This is a genomic window from Flavobacterium sp. T12S277, assembly GCF_048514875.1.
In the GTDB taxonomy this organism is placed as follows: Bacteria; Bacteroidota; Bacteroidia; order Flavobacteriales; family Flavobacteriaceae; genus Flavobacterium.
On sequence record NZ_JBLYEG010000025.1, the window covers coordinates 12201 to 31128 of the forward strand.

At 31.2% G+C, this 18928-nt stretch carries 14 protein-coding genes and 1 pseudogene; 12 read left to right on the forward strand and 3 right to left on the reverse strand.

From position 1 onward, the window contains the following. Positions 1-68 precede the first annotated feature (68 nt). Together ACN1CN_RS21750 and ACN1CN_RS21755 are read right to left on the reverse strand one after the other, a co-directional pair. Positions 69-659, reverse strand: coding sequence for a hypothetical protein (locus ACN1CN_RS21750; protein ID WP_419137630.1), 591 nt, complete (start codon positions 657-659; stop codon positions 69-71). Between the two features lie 4 nt (positions 660-663). Further along, positions 664-996, reverse strand: a complete 333-nt coding sequence (locus ACN1CN_RS21755; protein WP_419137632.1) for a PadR family transcriptional regulator — start codon at positions 994-996, stop codon at positions 664-666. Positions 997-1300: 304 nt separating this feature from the next. On the opposite strand from ACN1CN_RS21755, the gene ACN1CN_RS21760 reads away from it, so the two are divergent. From ACN1CN_RS21760 to ACN1CN_RS21795, 8 genes are all read left to right on the forward strand, one after another. Next, positions 1301-3844 carry a fibronectin type III domain-containing protein gene (locus ACN1CN_RS21760; RefSeq protein ID WP_419137634.1) on the forward strand — a complete coding sequence of 848 codons (2544 nt, stop codon included), beginning with the start codon at positions 1301-1303 and terminating at the stop codon, positions 3842-3844. 82 nt (positions 3845-3926) lie between these two features. After that, positions 3927-4898 carry a toxin-antitoxin system YwqK family antitoxin gene (locus tag ACN1CN_RS21765; protein WP_419137636.1) on the forward strand — a complete coding sequence of 324 codons (972 nt, stop codon included), beginning with the start codon at positions 3927-3929 and terminating at the stop codon, positions 4896-4898. Positions 4899-5001: 103 nt separating this feature from the next. Continuing rightward, entirely contained in the window at positions 5002-5388 is a 387-nt protein-coding gene (locus tag ACN1CN_RS21770) for a hypothetical protein (protein WP_419137638.1), read from the forward strand. A 595-nt stretch (positions 5389-5983) separates the two neighbouring features. After that, on the forward strand, positions 5984-6487 hold the full coding sequence (locus ACN1CN_RS21775) for a hypothetical protein (RefSeq protein ID WP_419137639.1): 504 nt from the start codon (positions 5984-5986) through the stop codon (positions 6485-6487). Positions 6488-6560: 73 nt separating this feature from the next. Further along, on the forward strand, positions 6561-8801 hold the full coding sequence (locus ACN1CN_RS21780; RefSeq protein WP_419137641.1) for a TonB-dependent receptor: 2241 nt from the start codon (positions 6561-6563) through the stop codon (positions 8799-8801). Between the two features lie 57 nt (positions 8802-8858). Then, positions 8859-9740: a heme/hemin ABC transporter substrate-binding protein gene (locus ACN1CN_RS21785; protein WP_419137643.1), complete on the forward strand. Its 882-nt coding sequence runs from the start codon at positions 8859-8861 to the stop codon at positions 9738-9740. Beyond that, a complete protein-coding gene (locus ACN1CN_RS21790; protein WP_419137645.1) occupies positions 9724-10755 on the forward strand; it encodes a FecCD family ABC transporter permease in 1032 nt (343 codons plus the stop codon). The genes ACN1CN_RS21785 and ACN1CN_RS21790 overlap by 17 nt, the downstream gene beginning before the upstream one ends. Position 10756: 1 nt before the next feature. Further along, positions 10757-11524 carry a heme ABC transporter ATP-binding protein gene (locus ACN1CN_RS21795; protein WP_419137647.1) on the forward strand — a complete coding sequence of 256 codons (768 nt, stop codon included), beginning with the start codon at positions 10757-10759 and terminating at the stop codon, positions 11522-11524. 617 nt (positions 11525-12141) lie between these two features. Here ACN1CN_RS21795 and ACN1CN_RS21800 read toward each other — a convergent pair. Beyond that, positions 12142-12774 (reverse strand): toprim domain-containing protein, encoded by a 633-nt coding sequence (locus ACN1CN_RS21800; protein ID WP_419137649.1) that lies wholly within the window; start codon positions 12772-12774, stop codon positions 12142-12144. A gap of 1097 nt (positions 12775-13871) precedes the next feature. On the opposite strand from ACN1CN_RS21800, the gene ilvN reads away from it, so the two are divergent. From ilvN to ACN1CN_RS21820, 4 genes and pseudogenes are all read left to right on the forward strand, one after another. After that, a complete protein-coding gene (ilvN, locus tag ACN1CN_RS21805) occupies positions 13872-14384 on the forward strand; it encodes an acetolactate synthase small subunit (RefSeq protein ID WP_419137651.1) in 513 nt (170 codons plus the stop codon). A gap of 78 nt (positions 14385-14462) precedes the next feature. Then, positions 14463-15740, forward strand: a complete 1278-nt coding sequence (gene ilvA / locus ACN1CN_RS21810; protein WP_419137653.1) for a threonine ammonia-lyase IlvA — start codon at positions 14463-14465, stop codon at positions 15738-15740. A gap of 595 nt (positions 15741-16335) precedes the next feature. Further along, a pseudogene (locus tag ACN1CN_RS21815) lies at positions 16336-17511 on the forward strand (IS3 family transposase). A gap of 179 nt (positions 17512-17690) precedes the next feature. Then, positions 17691-18734: an exopolyphosphatase gene (locus tag ACN1CN_RS21820; protein ID WP_419137655.1), complete on the forward strand. Its 1044-nt coding sequence runs from the start codon at positions 17691-17693 to the stop codon at positions 18732-18734. Positions 18735-18928 lie beyond the last annotated feature (194 nt).

Here is an 18928-nt window from a genome sequence, read left to right on the forward strand (position 1 = left end):
TTTAAAATTATCCCCCTTAAATTCTATGAGATTTTATTTCTAATCGAAAGACAATTTTTAATACAATGTTATTTCAAGTTTCTTTTTACTTTTAAAAGTAAAGTAATCAAAAAATAACACATAACACAAATAATTAATGTAATAGGAATAAACCAATCTCCTAGAACTTCGTATTGCTTAACATTTTCATTGGAAAAACCACCATACTTAAATATTTCTCCTTCTTTATAAAAGAAACCAATAGAGGAAGGATAAAATAATTTTGCAATAGTCATTATTCCAAAAATAAATAATAAGAAATATACAATAGAAAAAGCGATGTAAATTATTCCGTTGGATATATTTAATGTCAATGCCTGAAGCACATGAAACGGATTAAAAGTTGTGGTTGCTTGAACTAATTTTTTTTCTGCAATTAACGGCTTTAAAACGTCGTTCGGTATACCTATTTTATCAAGAACATTTAGAAGATTGCCCACCTCATTATCTTTATCGATCTGTAGACTTAGACTCTGATAGATATGACTGTTTAATTCCAAAAGGATATCTTCTTGATCCACTTTAGATAGTTTTTTAGTTGCAGATTGAATTTGCTTTAAGTAATTTTCATAAATTGCCTTTGCATCTTTACTTTCAAAATTTATTTTATTTAATTTCATATTTTCACATTAAATTGTTAAGTAGTATTTGTAAATCATTCCAATGTTTTTTCATTTCTTCTAGGGTTTCTTTTCCTAAATATGTAATAACGTAATATTTTCGTGGAATTCCAGTTTCTTGCTCCACCCATTCTGAATTTAAAAGCCCTTCTGTACTGAGTCTGTTCATTAATGGATATAAAGTTCCTTCTGCAATTTCAATATCCGTTAGTTTTTTAATTTTGTCAATGAGTTCGTAGCCATAAAGTTTTTTCTCATTTAAAACAAGTAATACAATAAAAGATAAAGTCCCTTTCTTTACTTGTAACTGCCATTTGTCTATAAATTCATTTGTCATACTGCAAATATATAACAAAATACATAGTATAGGAAAGTATTTTTCCTCAACTGTATCAATTGATTAGAAATCATAGAAAAATTCACTCTATAGTGATTAAAATAAATTCATAATATATTTTCTTCAAATAAGAATCACAACCACTTAAACTGGCATGTTAAATTAAAATTAACAAAAAGACCTCCTAATTGAATAAATAATAAACCTCTACACAAGAAGTGTTATTATCATTTTAAGATATTGATCAATAATTCCATAATTAAAATAAAAGCTAAATATTAGCAAAACAAAATATAAAATCAAAATGAAAAAAATATTAACATTGTTGCTTTTTTCAGTTACTTATTTAGGTATCGGGCAAACTAATTTTGTTCCGGAGAATTGGACAGGGTCTCTCTCTGGCTATTGGAATTTTGAAAATAGCACCAATCTTGTTCAAGCACAAGTAGGAAACAGTCTTGAGGCACAAGGAATTTTTACTCAAGTCCCAGGCCCTACAGCTAGGGATTTTGCAGTAAGGAAAACATTAGGGAATTATTTTAAATGCAATCCAAATGTGCCAACCTATGGGCAAACATATCCTAATAAATATTCAGTAATGATTGACTTCAAAGTTCCGTCAATTGGGCAATATTATAGTTTAGTTCAAACCAATCAAGGTAATTCTAATGATGCTGATTTGTTTATAAATCCCGCCGGAAAAATTGGAGTTAGTGCTTTGACTTATTCAAATTCGATTGTTTTGCCAAATCAATGGTACCGATTGGTAATAACTGTTGATGTCGGTAATGCAATAAAGATATATATTGATGGACAACTCTGGAATCCAGGTCTTCCAAATACTCTAAATGGACGTTACTCTTTGGACCCTTTCCTGTTGCTGTTGGCAGATGATAATGGTGAGGACAATCAGATGGATATTGCTTCAATGGGCGTTTTCAATAAAACTTTGACTGCCGCAGAAGTAGCAACAATTAGTGGATATGGCCATACCCCTGCACCCGATACAAATGGAATGAATCCTTACTTGCAAACAGCCACACCGACATCTACATATATTTCGTGGCATTCCTCCAATGTAACACAAAATCCTCTAGTGAAATTCGGTACAAGTAATACTAATTTAAATCAGATAACTACTGGAACTTGGGAAAGAATAAGCAACACCGCAAATTATTATTGGCACACTGTAAAATTAACAGGTTTACAACCTAATACGGAATATTTTTATCAATGTTATAACGGCACAACAGCTTCTTCCATTAATGCCTTTAGAACGCCCACACAAAAAAACACACCAAATCAACACATTAGAATGGTATTATTGGGTGACAATAGAACCGATATAGCCAAAACGACTCAAAATGTGCTACAAATTAAAGGTAAATTGGTTGAATTATATGGTCCAAACCTTCACAACTCGATAGATTTAATCTTAAATTGTGGTGATATTGTTTCTTCCGGATCTGTTGTAAGTCAATATACTAATGAATATTTCACCCCTTTTGCTCCTTTGACAGCTTCTATTCCATCTATGATTAGTATTGGTAATCATGAAGGAGACTCATCTAACTTCTTTAAATACATGAAATATGAAGACTTAACTAATGGCTACCCAGTTGGGCATTCCTATAATGAAAAATTCTACAATTATATTTATGGTAATACCCAAATTTTAGCTGTCAATGGTAACTCAGGTTATAAAGTAAGTGATCAGATTAATTGGATAGACGCAAGATTACAGGAATCGAATACGAATACCGATATTGATTTTGTGTTTTCATTTTTGCATCATCCCGGACATAGCGAGATTTGGCCAGATGGCAATGAGGTTTTTGTGCAAAACAGCATACTTCCAAAATTAAAACAATATCCAAAAAATGCGTTACTTGTTTATGGTCATTCCCACAATTATGAAAGAGGTGTAACTGATATTACAACAGGAACTCACGATATGTATTTGGAATTGTCAGGTGGTGCAGGTTCTACACTCGATCGTTGGGGAATGTATGCTAATCAAACCGATTATCCCGAAATAAAAGTAAGTAAAGATATTTATTCATGGACTTTGCTGGATATTGATGTAGATAACAAATCCTTTACTGCGAAAACATTTAGTTTTGGAAACAGCAACAGACCAGCTGTGAATGAACTAGTTGATGAGTTCCATTTAAATTTGAATCAAGCAAAGCCACAAACTCCCACAGCTACTGGACTGGAAAACTTAACTACTTTGACAGCATCACCAATGATGGGCATCGATCTACCGCAAACTTGTCATTTTCAAGTTACAACAACTGCGGGTAATTACACTTCCCTATTAATTAATAAAGAACAGGATAAGTACAATATCTATGACGATACTCGTGCCCCAAACTATATACCAATTAACAAAAATGCTAATCTAGACATTTCAAAATTAAATATTTCTTCATACGGGCTTACAACCGGACAGATGTATTATTACAGAGTTCGTTATAGAGATGAAAATCTGAAGTGGAGCTCTTGGTCTACTGAGAATACATTTGTTTATAATAATGCGGCTACTCTTATGCGAACTACAGAAACTTTAGGGAAAATTGAAAACAAGCTCAGGGTTTATCCAAATCCCGTTGTTTCAAGTGCGCAAATTTCCTTTGAATTGTCATCACCATCAGAGAATGTAAAAATTGAATTGGCTAATATGTCAGCAGAAGTAATAGAAACCATATTTAATGGAAGTTTAGATTCTGGTTTACAAGCAATTCCTTGGAATATCAATAATAGACTGAATTCAGGAGTTTATATTGTTAAGGTTACTTCTTATAATAAGAGTGAAATTTTTAAGGTATTCATCGATAAAAAATAAAATTAGAACGAAATAGGTCACAAGAAATTTTACGCGAATCCTAAATTGGTGTTTTTTTTTACTTCATTTAATAATAGAGAACATGATAAAATATGAACCAATACGATTAATTGTTTTACTGATATGGGTAAATGGAATAGTTGCTCAAAAACATAGTGTTATTCTGCAGAAAGAGCAAAATCAAAAGATTTTTTTTGACGGAACAAAAATAATTAGCGAGGAAGGTCACTTGGTAAATCAAATGAGAGAAGGACTTTGGATCACCTATTATCCAAGTGGAAAAAAGGCATCTGAAAGGATTTACTTCAATGATAAACTACACGGAACCTACTTTTCTTTATATGAAAACGGCAACAAGTGCACCACAGGGTTTTATGATAATAATAACGAAAATGGGGTTTTTAAAAGTTATTATGAAGACGGAATACTTCAGTCAGAAAGAAACTTCGATTATGGCATTTTATACGGTAAAGTGATTGAGTATTATCCAAATGGAAAGCCTTTTAGAGAAGAGTTCCACAAAGAACATACGAAAGTAGGCCATTGGAGAAAATGGTATGAAACAGGTGAATTATTCTTTGAAGTGAATTATATCAATGATTTGCAACAAGGAGAAGCTTTTACGTACTATGTTAATGGAACAATCAAAGAAAAAGGCTCTTTCGATCGAGACATGAAAATTGGCCCATGGTATTTTTTTGATGAAAATGAAAAAATATTAGCAGAGCAATATTATAAAGGTGGAATGAAAACAGGTTTATGGAAATCATCTTATAAAAATGGAAATTTACAAGAAGTAGCCAATTATATCGACAATGAAAAACAAGGTGAATATACTTTTTATTTTGAAAACGGGAATTTAGCTTCCGAGGGGTTTTTCGAAAAAGATCTTGCCAGTGGCAAATGGATAGTCTATTTTGAAAATAAGAACAAAAAAGAGAAAGGAACTTATTATATGGGGCAAAAAGTGGGATTATGGAAGTTCTATGATGAAAATGGAAAGCTGATTTCTAAAAAAGAATTTGAGAAACCAACAACAATCATAATATACTAATTGGACAATCTTAACCGCTCAATAAATAATAATAATAATAATAATAATATATAGATACTCTTTGTTTAGAACTTAATTAATAATGCAACCAAAAAAGAAACAATTGAAATTAAAAATTATAGAACTGATTGCTCGCATAGGAGTTTTTGGAACATTCATCGGTCATGGCATAACGGCATTTAACATCAATCCTAAATGGATTCCCCTTCTTTCAAGCGCTGGTTTTTCCGAGAAAGAAGCTATTTTATTAATGCCATTTATTGGTATCATGGATATCATAGTAGCTTTTCTTTCATTATTCTATCCCGTTCGGATAGTCTTGTTATGGGCAATAACTTGGGCTTTCCTGACAGCTTTAAGCCGTCCATTTTCAGGCGAATCAATAGTAGAATTAATAGAGCGTTCTGCAAATTGGTGCCTTCCGTTAACACTACTTATCATACAAGGTGTCCCTGGAAATTATGTAGCAATTTTTAAAATACGCGGATAAAAAAACAATATTTTTACTCATATTGCCACATAATCCGATATTATATATCTTACTAATTAAATTCTTTTTATCTTTAAATCATTATAAAACAAGACAAATTAGTTGTGCTGAAAAAAGGTGAGTTACTTAATTATTAAGTTTTTTATCTCATCAGTGCTGCAAGTCTTACGAAATATATCTAATATTGCAAAATAATACATATAAGATCTTGTATACCAACTATAACATTAATACATGATATTTTATAAAAATCTTCCAGAAACTCGTTAAATTTTCTATAATACCCGCACCAAAAATTAAAAGCCTGTATTGTCAGATAAATTTGGTTCAAGTCCTTTTAGGTTGAGTACAATACTCATCCCTTTAAAGTAAAATTTATTTAATAAACACTGATTATCAATTTCTTTTAATTTCAAAAAACAAGAACCACACTATTGATACATTACCTCCTAATATGGCTACAATGTTATTCATTTTATCTTTTTTGAGACTGCAAATTTAAAAATATAGATTAGAAACACTACAAATTAGAGAACTTATATTGTCTTTTAATTTCTTTTAATATATTTGGGAATTAAATTTATTCTAAAACCCTTTGAAAAACTTCATTCTAACAACTATTACTCTTTTCATTATTCTACATGCCGGAATAATAGATACAGCCTTTGACGTTAAACTAGAATCGTTAAAAAAAGAAGTTCAGTCAGTATTAAATTTCAGAAAAGGATATAAATTAAAACTCACTATCAAGCAATTTAACGATTTAGCAGTTTCTAACAATGAAATAAGGATCAATAATGAATTACACGATATTATTTCTTTAAAAAAAAAAGGAAAATTAGTCCATTTAATTGTAGTTAATGACCAAAAAGAAAATCTTTTTTTAACTAAAATTAAAAATTACAAAAACAATACTAGTCCGCAAAAAAGCAAAACCAATTTACTTAAAGCTAAATTATTACTTTGTTCGTTTAACCCGGCTATTGCAATCAATACCTCATTAAATCATACTGCTTTTCAAAAATTATTTTTTTATAAAGCCGCAAAACTTTCTAAAAAATTAGGTGAAATAATTATTCCTCCTCCCGATTTAGCATAAATTTTCGATCTCATTTTATCTCCTTTTTCACAAAAGGAGAAGAATTTTTATGCCTAAATTTAAAATCAAATTAATGAAAATTATAAAAAAAATTACAATTGCAGCTTTTGCAATGCATTCTGTGCTATCTATTGCTCAAAAGGTTAAAAATGATACTATAAAAAAAATAACCCAATTGAACGAAGTCGAAGTAACTGCTACTTCAGCAACTAACAAATCACTATTAAGCCAACCGCAATCAATCTCAATATTAGGAGAAAAAGAATTAAAAAGAGGTACTGGATTATTTCTTGACGATGCCTTAAATACTAACGTTCCAGGTGTTTTCATGCAAAGAAGAACCGTTTCTGCTGGGCAAACTTTTAACATCCGTGGTTATGGTAATGGGACTAGAGGAACAAATGGATCTAATAGTAATTTTGACACTCAAGGAACTAAGATATATTTAAACAATATTCCTGTTACTGATGCTGAAGGAATTACACTTATGGATGATTTGGACTTTAGCAACATTGGCAATGTCGAAGTACTAAAAGGACCTGCGGGATCATTGTACGGGCTTGCAATTTCAGGGGTTGTAAACTTAAAAACTATTGCTCCAGAAGCCGGAAAATCTTCTATTTCTCAAAACACATTATTTGGTAGCAATGGACTACAACGTTTTACTACTGAATTGCAATTGGGAGGTGAAAAATCATCTTTTTTGTTAAACTACGGAAAACAAAAATATGACGGTTTTATGAATCATACTGCCTCACATAAGGATTTCGTAAATTCATTTGCAGATTTCAAAGTAAACAATAAGCAAAAAATCAATGCTTATTTAGGATACAGTAATAGTTATGACCAAAGAAATGGGGAATTATCAATAGCTCAATATAACAACTTTGATTATTCAGGAAACCCTGCTTATATAAAGAACGATGCGCATTCTAACGTAATTAGTTTTAGAGCAGGGGTAAATCACACCTACCAGTTTTGTAAAAACTTCAGCAATTCGACAACATTGTTTGGAACTGGAGTTAGTAGCAATGTGAGTTCTGCCGGAGGATGGACCGATAAACTTAGTGTAAATTATGGTTTGCGTTCTACATTTGACACTAATTTTGAACTGAATGAAAAAATCAAACTTTCAGGAATCACAGGTATTGAAATGCAACAACAAAATGCACAGACTATCGGGTACAATATGACCGGAAAGACCTCTAATACAAATGATTACAATATAATTGCCGCCACAAAAAGTAATGTGTATGTAATTTCTAAAACTAGCTCTTTATTTACTGAATGGACATTATCATTACCAAAAGATTTTTCAGTTACAGCAGGTATAGGTTCAAGTTATATGGGTGTCGAATCAAAAGACCGTTTCCCATATACATTAACAAGCCCTAACAATCCAGGAGTTCTTCCAACATACAACAATAACGCAAGTCCTGCAAATTATCAAGTAGCATATAAGAATATGATTTCGCCTAAGTTTGCCATAAACAAAATATTCGACAATAATGTCTCAGTTTATGCGTCTTACAACAAAGGCTACAAAGCTCCTACAAGTGCATATTTATTCATTCCTGCAAACAATAGCGTGAACACAAATCTATGCCCAGAAGTGGCTAATCAATTTGAAATAGGTTCTAAAGGTAAGTTAATTGACAACCGTTTGTATTATGAAGTAGCGGCTTTCCAAACAAAATTTACCGATAAAATGACCAATGTAGCCGTTCCTAATGCTACAAACACTGCCACTTTATACAGTTATGTAGTAAATGCTGGAGATCAAAACCATAAAGGTATTGAAGCATTACTAAAATATCAAGCAATCAAATCTAAAGATGGGTTTATAAGATCGATAGTTCCATTTGTAAACGCAACATATTCTGATTTCAAATATGACAACTATATTTTCCAAACCGCCTATAACAGATCTTATGATTTTTCTGGAAGAAGCGTTTTAGGCGCTCCAAAATGGGTCGTTAACTCAGGCGTAGATTTCGTAACTAAATATGGTTTTTATGGCAATGCAACTTACTCTTACAGAGATAAAATGAACTTCGCCTATGTTCCTGAGGTAAAAACAAGTTCAAATATTGAAGTATCTACCGCCAAAAACTACGGTTTATTAAATGCTAAATTAGGGTTTCAAAAAAATATCATAAGCAACCTTGCTTTAGATGTTTATGCAGGAATAACAAACGCAACCAAAACTCAGTACGCGCAAATGATTTTTGTCAATCAATTGCCTGATGCTTACTTAGCGGCAAATCCTAATGCCACATTCTTTGGCGGTTTAAATTTAAAATATACATTCTAAAATAAACTTAGAACAACTTCACAACGAAGTTGTTCTTTTTTTTAAAAACAATAAAACATGAAGTATTTAATATATTTAGCCTTGACGGTACTTTCTTTAATCAGTTGCAAGCGTTTTTCTAACGAAGACGCAAAAGAAAGTAATAAAGAACGTCTTGTTTGTATTTCCAAACAATATACAGAAATTGCCTTTGCATTAGGAGCACAAAAAAATATAGTTGCTGTTGATTTATCAAGCACTTTTCCGCCCGAAGCAAAACAATTACCCACCGTAGGATATCACAGAGCCTTGAGTGCCGAAGCTATTTTGGCTAACAGACCTACACTTATTTTGGAAGATAACAATATAGGACCAGAACATGTGGTTGACCAATTGAAAAAATTAAAAATACCAATGAAAAGATTTGGCGAATACAGTAAATCTCTGGCAGGTACCGATTCTTTAATGAGAGAAATGGGAAGCTACTTTCATAAAGAAAAACAAGCTGATTCTCTGTGTAAAAATTTAGAAACCGAATTAAAAAAAGCAATCGCCGAAGCTAAGAAATACACTAAAAAAAACAAAGTTTTAGTGATTCATTACGGTCAGGCAAACAATGTTTATCTGGTAATGACTCAGTCGAGTGTTGCCGGTAAAATGATTGAATGGGCTGGTGGAAAAATAGCAGTAAATGTCGAAAAGGGAATGAGACACCTTTCACCAGAAATAGTAGCACTTGCTGATCCAGATGTAATTTTAATCACTGATTTTGGTTATGATAAACTAGGCGGTTCTTATGACAGAATAAAAGAACTTCCGGGAATTGCCAGTACCAAAGCATTCAAAAACAAAAGAATTTATAGAATTGAAGAGCATGATTTGGTCTATTTAGGACCAAGAACAGGAAAAAATGTGCTCCTAATTCAAAATTTAATACATAAAGATGAAGCTAAACAATAAGCACTTCTATTTATCGGTCGTATTAATCACATTATTAGTATTTATCGCTCTGCTATCGGCAAAATATGGAGCGGTAAATATTTCTTTATCAAACATCACAACTGCATTTCAAAAAACCATGGATGGCGATGAAAATCTTTCTTTAAACGAGCGTATATTTTTAGACATCAGACTTCCAAGGACCATATTGAGTTTGTTTGTAGGAGCAACTTTAGCCGTAGGAGGCGTACTGGTACAAGCTTTATTTAGAAACCCAATAGTCGAATCCGGCATGATAGGAACTTCTAGCGGAGCCGCATTTGCAGTCGCTTTTTTTATTGTTGTAGGCAGTACACTTGGGATAAATATTACCGAATGGTCAATGCCTCTATTTTCTTGTATTGGAGGCTTTTTAGGTACGGCGATGGTTTTTTTATTATCCAATTCAAACAAAAAAGGAAAAAGCTCAATTGCCTTGTTGCTATTAACAGGTGTGGCGGTAAATGCTGTGTTTTTAAGCGGTATCGGGTTTATGTCATACATTGGAAGAGATTCCCAAGCCAGATCGATAACTTTTTGGAATCTAGGCACGCTCTCTGGAGCAAATTGGAATGCCGTACAAATAGTTGGTATTACGAGTCTCATCGGTATTTTTGTAGCTTATCGATATGGTAAACATCTCAATACGCTCATTTTAGGCGAAGAAGAAGCCGGTTATTTAGGAGTGAACATTAAAAGTTTAAAAATAAAAATTATAATATTAAACGCTATAATTGTTTCTACAGCTACTTCTTTTGTGGGAGTTATTGGTTTCGTAGGATTAATTGTTCCGCACTTACTTCGCATCCTTGTTGGTTCTGACAATCGAAATCTGATTCTTTATGCTTGTCTACTAGGCGCTATATTATTGTGTCTTTCTGATTTTGTTGCTCGAATTCTATTGAGCCCAGCCGAATTACCCATAGGAATAGTAACCTCAATAGTTGGTGTACCTGTGTTTATTCTCTTACTTCGTAAAAAAAATAATTTCTTATAGTATGCTATCTATCGAAAACCTTTCTTATTCTATTGATAATAAAATTATTTTAGAAAATATTTCTCAAACTTTTGAAGCCGGGAAAATAAATCTAATCATTGGTCCCAATGGAGCTGGAAAATCAACATTGATAAAACTAATCAGCGGACAACTCAAATCCAAAACAGGAACCATACATTACACTGGAAATGCTAATCCTTCGGTACAAGAATTAGCAAAAACGAGAGCTGTTTTATCGCAAAATATCGATCTTAGTTTTCCCTTAAAAGTAAGCGAAATCGTGATGATGGGAAGATATCCTCATTTCGAATCTGTTCCTTCAAAAAAAGACAAAATAGCCTGTGAAGATGCCATGTCATTTTTTGATATTCTAAAGTTTTCCGATCGAAATTTCATGACCTTGAGCGGTGGCGAAAAACAACGTGTTCATTTTGCAAGGGTTTTATCTCAAATTTGGTATTCCACAAATACTGACCAGCGTTATCTAATTATGGATGAGCCACTGACTTTCTTAGATGTGCACTACCAATATGATTTCATGTATAAAATTGTCGAATTGGCAAAGCAAAAAGACCTAATTATCATTGGGGTTTTACATGATTTGAATTTGACAGCTAAATTTGCTGACAAGATTATCCTAATTAATGAAGGCAAAATACTTGCCTCTGGAGATAAAAAAGAAGTGTTAACTACTGAAAATATTCTTAAAGCCTATCAATTGACGCCAATAATACACCAAATTGAAGGCAGTTTTTTTCTAACTTTTTAAACGACGCGGCTTAATAAATCTTTTCAACATATTAGCACTACTCCATGATACCTCTTGGCTGGAAAAATCAATAGGGACCCACATTCATTTTCTCAAATTGATAGGACGAACCATTATAACGGCTCAACATTGCAGCATTTAGGAACAATTAAAACACACCTGTTATTGATGTTCTTTTTTATTTCTTTATAGATACTGCGCAATACCTGATGAGAAAAAATTCTTCTAAGTTTTTAATATGAGACTCAAAAGTTTCCGAAGTAATGACATACAGCGCTCTTGAAGTTACAATAACTTTACTTCTTTTAATATAAGCCTTTTCAGAATATAATTGCAAGAATCAAATAAATTCAAATCATGAAATAATATTTTCTTCTGGTCAATTGGTTAAATGAAAAAATAAAAACAGACCAAGCAAATTAAGACAACTAAAAAAATTGCATAGAAAGTAAACATAATTCTTTTTTGATGCTGGTCAATCTTCGCCAGTTCCAATCTTAATTAAGCTTTTTCCTGATCTACAATATCTTGATATCTATCCTTCATTATTTCAAAGATAACAAAATTTAAAAATTATTCCTACAAATTCAGACTTTCATTTTTCATGTTAAATAGATTTATTTTTCCATTCTTGAACAGCTTTCCAGGGTACAATTAATTCCTGTGATTCTTCTGTCCAGATAAAGCCGAATATCTGTATGACTTTCCATAAAGGGACGTGCTCGTTCAAAGAAAGAAACTGAATTTAAAACAACATAATCCTTACTGTTTTCAGCAAGATTTTGTGTAGGGGTTTTAAAGGAGAGAAAGTCTATGAATCCTTCAAAGACTATAGCTTCATCGGCACCATTATTTAGAGTAGTAATATCCTCTGGAAAACCACTGGTTTTAAAATAAGGATTACAAATTTCAAAACCTCCAGAATTGTTTTTAAAACCAATTCCAAAATATGTTTTATCATTTAGTTCGTAATGAACTTCAAGACAAAATTGTTCGGCAATATCAATAGGAATTTTTCTCTCTTCAAGATATCTTAAAAGTATAGGAGAAGTAAGAGGAATATCCTGTAGTATTTTAATTTTATTAGCTCTTGCTATATCTTTAATTGAGTTTTGAAATGCTGGTTGTTGAAGAGAAAAATTAATATTGAGTTTTTCTAAAAATTCACTAACTGTACAGTCATAATACAGTATGCCAAAATCAATCAAATTACCTCCTTTGCCTGTATCGTGGTCAAACCATAGATTCAATTTTTGATTCACTTGAAAAGAAACTGTATGCTCATCCCATAATGGAGAACGATACCAAAAGACAAAATTTATTACTTTAATGGGGTTCTATCCTAAAAAAGATAAATAATTGGTTATGTCAATTTTTTCGGCTTCCTCAGTTGATATCCATTTTTTTCTAAAATCCATTATATCCATATTTTCAGTTTCATTGGAGTCAATACCTAGATTATACAAGAAAAAATATAAAGACAATCATCTACATATTATGTACATGTTTATGGGTTAAAATTGCCTATAAAATTTTCAAGTTTAACATTGATTCAACAGCGAAGTTAGTTAAGAAAATACAAACTAGTATATCGGAAGTAAATTTTACCGATGATAATTTGACTATCTAATTTTATTACTGTTTTTAAAAATTTCATCACAAAACTAATCTCCCATAATGATTTTCTAATTACTTGTTATATCAAAATTTCATGTATGACACATATTAAGCTTACAGCAAAGTCTACTGGAAGTGTCTATATTCAAACAAAAATTCCCAAAGGATAACTTACATTTTAGCATCAAGAGATACAATTCAAATTGATACTGCTACTATAATTTTTGATCAAAAACTTTATTTTTTAATAAAAATCAATATATTTGCATTTCAATAAAAAAAAATGAAAAGGCTTATTAACATTTTTATCATAATTACTATCTTCTTTATTAGAGGGCTGTAGAGGGCTGCTGTATAAATATATTTTTCAATATAAATAAAAGGCCTCCTGTTTTCAAGGAGGTCTTTTTTATTTAAAACAATTATGAGGAATTTAACAATCAATATTATTATCACAATTATTATTCGTTTCACGTAACGAGTCAGGATTTTATTATATAACAATAAAAACCTTTCTTTATCAAACAGGAAAGGTTTTTTTTTTAAGTTAAACAATTATCAAAAACACAACAATCAATATTATTATCACAATTATTATTCGTTTAATATGACGAGTCAGGATTCTATTATCTAATAATAAAAAAACCTTTCTCTATCAAAACGAGAAAGGTTTTTTTATTATTAGACATTTATTAAATAAAGAAAAAACATAAATACAAAATAACATCAGATGAAAAAACAATATACCCTAACAATTTATACAGAAGGGCAAATACAATTAATAAACAAAATTACTTTAATCTTTCTAAGAAGACAAATTAAAATAGAAAGTCTGAATTTTTCTTGCTGTGAAATTGATAAAATGTTTCGCTTTACAATAGTAGTGAGTGAAACAGTAGAAGTGATTCAAAATCTAGTACTTCAAATTGAGAAAATTATCGATGTTTATAAATGCTATTACAGCACAAACGAGCAAATTATTTGGAAACAAGTTGCTCTTTATAAAATTAAAACTTCAGTTATCGCCAAAAAAAAAGTAAAACAGCTATCAAGCCTCTTTGATGTCAAAGCAATATCTACAGAAGAAGATTATACAATCTATCAAGCCATTGGAAAAGAAGAAGACATTAATCACTTAGTTGATGAATTTTCTAAGTTTGATCTTATTGAATTTATTAAAAGTTCTAGAATTGCAATCATAAAAACCAGTGAAGGCTTTCAAAAAGAATTACAAGAGATTTAGTATGAAATAAATGCTCACTTATAAAATTTATAGAAATTTCTAAACTCACCATCTGATTCTAAAATTTAATACTTTCAAATGAATCTGTTCAAAAATATACTGCAAGCACAAGAACGACTTCAAAATATTGTTTTGCTTACCGATTTAAATGAAAATTTAAATCTCTCAAAGCGATATGGAGCAACTATTTTATTAAAACGTGAAGACCAACAAATAAATCATTCGTTCTCAATTAGAGGTGTATATAACAAAATCAGTTCACTTAGCACAAACGAAAAAAAGAAAGGAATTATCTCTGCCAGTGCAGGAAATCATGCTCAGGGCGTTGCCTTGGCATGTAATCTTTTAAAGGTTATGGGTAAAATTTATATGCCTAAAACCACTACAAAACAAAAAATAATAAAAATTCAGCAGTTTGGAAAAAATTATATAGAAATAATACTAGTAGGGACGATTTTTGATGATGCATATGCTATTGCGGCAGGAGATGCCTCTATTCATTGCAAAGTTTTCATCCATCCTTTTGACGATCTCAAAATCATAGCCGGAAATGGAACAGTTGGTATGGAAATTCTTGAACAGTATCAAAAAACTATCGATTATGTTTTTGTCCCTGTAGAAGGTGGAGCATTAGGGGCAGGATTGTCAAGTGTTTTTAAACAATTGAGTCCTCATACCAAGATTATTGGAGTAGAAACTCGTTCGATTACAACTTCAATTGACCACGAAAAAGACATCTCATTTGAATCTACAGATCAATACATAAATAAAGTATCTATGAACCAAGCAAATAATCTGGTCAATGAAATTTTACAAAAAAATTTATCTGATATGGTATATATTCCAAAAGGGAAAATCTGTACAACAATATTACAGTTATTTAATGAAGAAAAACTGATTGTAGAACCTACTGGCATATTAAGTATCGCAGCACTTGATTTTTACGCAGAGCAAATCAAGGGGGAAAATGTAGTATGCATTGTAGATAAAGGTACACAAAACTTAGAAAGAAAATCCAAAATTAAAGAATGCTCTTTATTATACCAGGGACTTATACATTATTTTATTATTGAGTTTCCTCAACCTTCAGTAGTATTAAATGAATTTGTTAACCATATACTTGGTCCCCATGATAAACTTACTTTCTTTCTCGCAGAGAAGAAAAAAAACAATAATGTAGAGACAGATTCAGCTTTAATAAAACTGGAATTGAAGGATCCAAATAATATCCTAACCATTACATCGAAAATGCAGAAAAAAGGATTTAAGTACCAGAATATTAATAAAAAACAAAAATTTTATAATGACATGCTCCAATACAGTAATATATTTAAAAAGGAAAAAGAACTAATTTAATTTCAACCCAAAGAACTCGATATACTATCAAATCATTGTATCATCTATTTGTTTCAAAAAAAGTAAAAATAATAGAAGTTGTTATTTAACTAGAGTAAAAAGACAAACAATGTTAACTTTAATGGAAGATCTTTTAAAGCTACAGAGTATAATATTCACTAGAACACCTCCATGATATTAATTATTATCGTTCCAACATTTTACCTAAGCCAACTAATTGATTCAAATACAATTGGCATTTATCAGTACGCCATACTTCATTGCTTCACTTTTTGGCTTTAAAATTTCTATAAATATAACTACTAAAGCGTTTTGCATGTTAAAGAACTAAGATAACGGTTGTGAGGCAATAGGTCAGCTTAGCATTAGCTTTGACATAATGCTAAATCTTCTCAAGAATCATTAATTTTTCTAGATTCTTTAAAGTTTCATCAAGGGTGAACTAACCATCTGGCTTTTATTCATTAAGCTCGTAAATCTGTATTTACCTTTTTCTCTATCTTAACCATCGTTGCAGTAATTAGTTAAAATAATAGACTGGATGTGCTAACTTAGCATGGAGTTCTAGTTAAGAACTAAATCTTAACTTTAGAGCATGAAAGAGAATCGCAAAACTTATGACCGCAATTTCAAAGAGAAAGCTGTCCAATTAAGTTATGAAAGAGATAATATCTCACAATTGGCCAAAGAACTTGGAATAACAGCTCCTTTGCTGTACAAATGGCGTCAGGATTACCAAGAATTTGGCACAGGAAGTTTTCCTGGAAAAGGAAAATTAAAGCTTAGTCCTGAACAGGAAAAAATCCATGAGCTTGAAAAAAAATTAAAAGAAGCGGAATTAGAACGTGATATTCTAAAAAAGGCTATAAGCATCTTTTCCAAGGGAGGTCGATGTTTTATCTTTTCATAAAAGACCATGAAAAAATATATTCGATTGAAAAGATGTGCAAAGTTTTAAAAGTAAGCCCAAGCAGATACTATAATTGGAAGCGGCAGATTCTATCAGAAAGACAGAGGAAGACTGCCCTGATAAAAGAAGAAATTACTTCAATATATTTTAATGCTAAACAGCGGTATGGAAGCCCAAGAATTACCCTTGAACTGCAAAGCCAAGGATATCAGATATCCAGAATAACTGTGGCTAAATACATGAAGCAGTTAGGGCTGTACAGCAAATTGAGTAAAAAAATTCAAAGTAACAACCAATTCAAAACACAATCATTTTGTTGTTCCAAATATTCTAAAAAGGGAATTTACAGCAACAGAACCAGCAAAGGCTTGGGTTTCAGACATCATCTATATACAGACAAAGGATGGTTTTTTATATCTGACCATCATTTTAGATTTATTTGACAGAAAGATAGTCGGCTGGAGTTTAAGCAATGGGCTAAGTACTAAACAAACTACAATGAAGGCTTGGAAAATGGCAGCCAAGAACAGAACAATTGCAGATGAATTAATATTCCATTCTGACCGGGGAATCCAATATGCCAATAAAAAATTTGCTGATGTATTGGACTCTTATAAAAATATCACAAGAAGTATGAGCCGCAAAGGAGACTGCTGGGATAATGCGGTTGCTGAAAGTTTTTTCAAATCTTTAAAAACAGAATTGGTTTATGGCAGTAAATTAATTTCCATGGAACAGATGGAACTTGAAATTTTTGAATACATCGAAATTTGGTACAATAAAAAAAGAAGGCATTCGGCTTTGAACTATAAAACAATTGAAGAATTTAATAAACTAACTAATTATAAAAATGTAGCTTAACTTTTTCTCCAGTTTTTGTTTGCATATCCAACTTATAATTATCAATTAAAACTGTAGTACAACAAAATAAATATTGTAGAATCCTTTCTACATAATAGACTTTATGATTCTACAGCTTACTGATTTTTCGAAAATTAAATTTGCCTCATTAAAAAACACATATTTTTAATTTACAAAAAATGAAAGTAAAAATTTACAAATTTGGATTCTGCTTATTTTTAGGATTTAACTTGCATGCGCAATCATATTATGGCGGTATTGAAATTGGGGACAAAGAAATAAAAATGACAGTTATTGAGGTGCAAAATCCTAAAAAAAGAGTCTATGAGCTAAAAGCCTCATGGACAGAAAATATTGAAATGGCCGCAGGTATACCAATAGAATGTATGTTCACCCAGACGGATGTAGACAATATCGCCCAGGTTATATTAAGCAATTACAAAAAAATGCAAGCTACCTATAACATTAAAAATAGCAATATTTACATAGTAGCTCCATCTTCAGTAGACATGGCCAACAATGCAAATTTTTTAATCAAAAAGGTAAAAGCATATACAAGTAAAAACTTAGAGATAATTTCTCCTTCCTCTGAAGCCAGCTTATTTATAAAAGGTTGCATTCCCCAAAAAAATTATTTCGACTCTGTGGTACTTGATATTGGTCTCAAAAATACAAAAGGAGGCTATCTTAGTAAAACTGATGATGGAAATACTTCTTATCAGCTTACTTCAGACATAGGAATACTAACCCTAACAGAAAAAATAAATCATATACTTAAACACAATCAGTTGTATAATTTTAATGAAACTATTTTTAATTATTTACCAAAATTGAGGGAAGATTTATCAAAAATGTATTTAAACTCTCCTCAATGCCAAACAAAAATCAATATTTATCTATCTGGTGAAGCTGTTTGGGCTTTTTACACATTAATTAATGAGAAGGAGGCCCCAGATAATTATAATGAAATAAAATATACTGATATCCTTTCTTCCAAATTTGTTGTCGAAAATAATTTTAATAAAATTAAAACGGCTGCTTTAACAAATAAAGATCTTAAAAAAGTTTTGGAAAGTTATTCCCAAAAAAATCTTATTGCTGCTGGTGATTTATTACTTACAGCCCTTGAAGAAATACAAGATACTGACAAAAAAAAGGTATTCTTTGCAAAACATGGCCAAATTTCGTGGCTCTTGAGTTATATCAGTAATCGAGCAATGTAAACAAAGTCAATCTATTAACTTTTAAGTACTTTTTCTGAAATAGCACTAAAATATAAAATAAGCTATTATCTGGAAAAACCGGTCAATTTGACCACCTAATTCCGGAGTAAATTGACCACCCGTTCCGGAGCAAACTGACCACCTGATTCCGGAGCAAATTGACCACCAGGTTTTGTGGTTAATTAACGATTAAA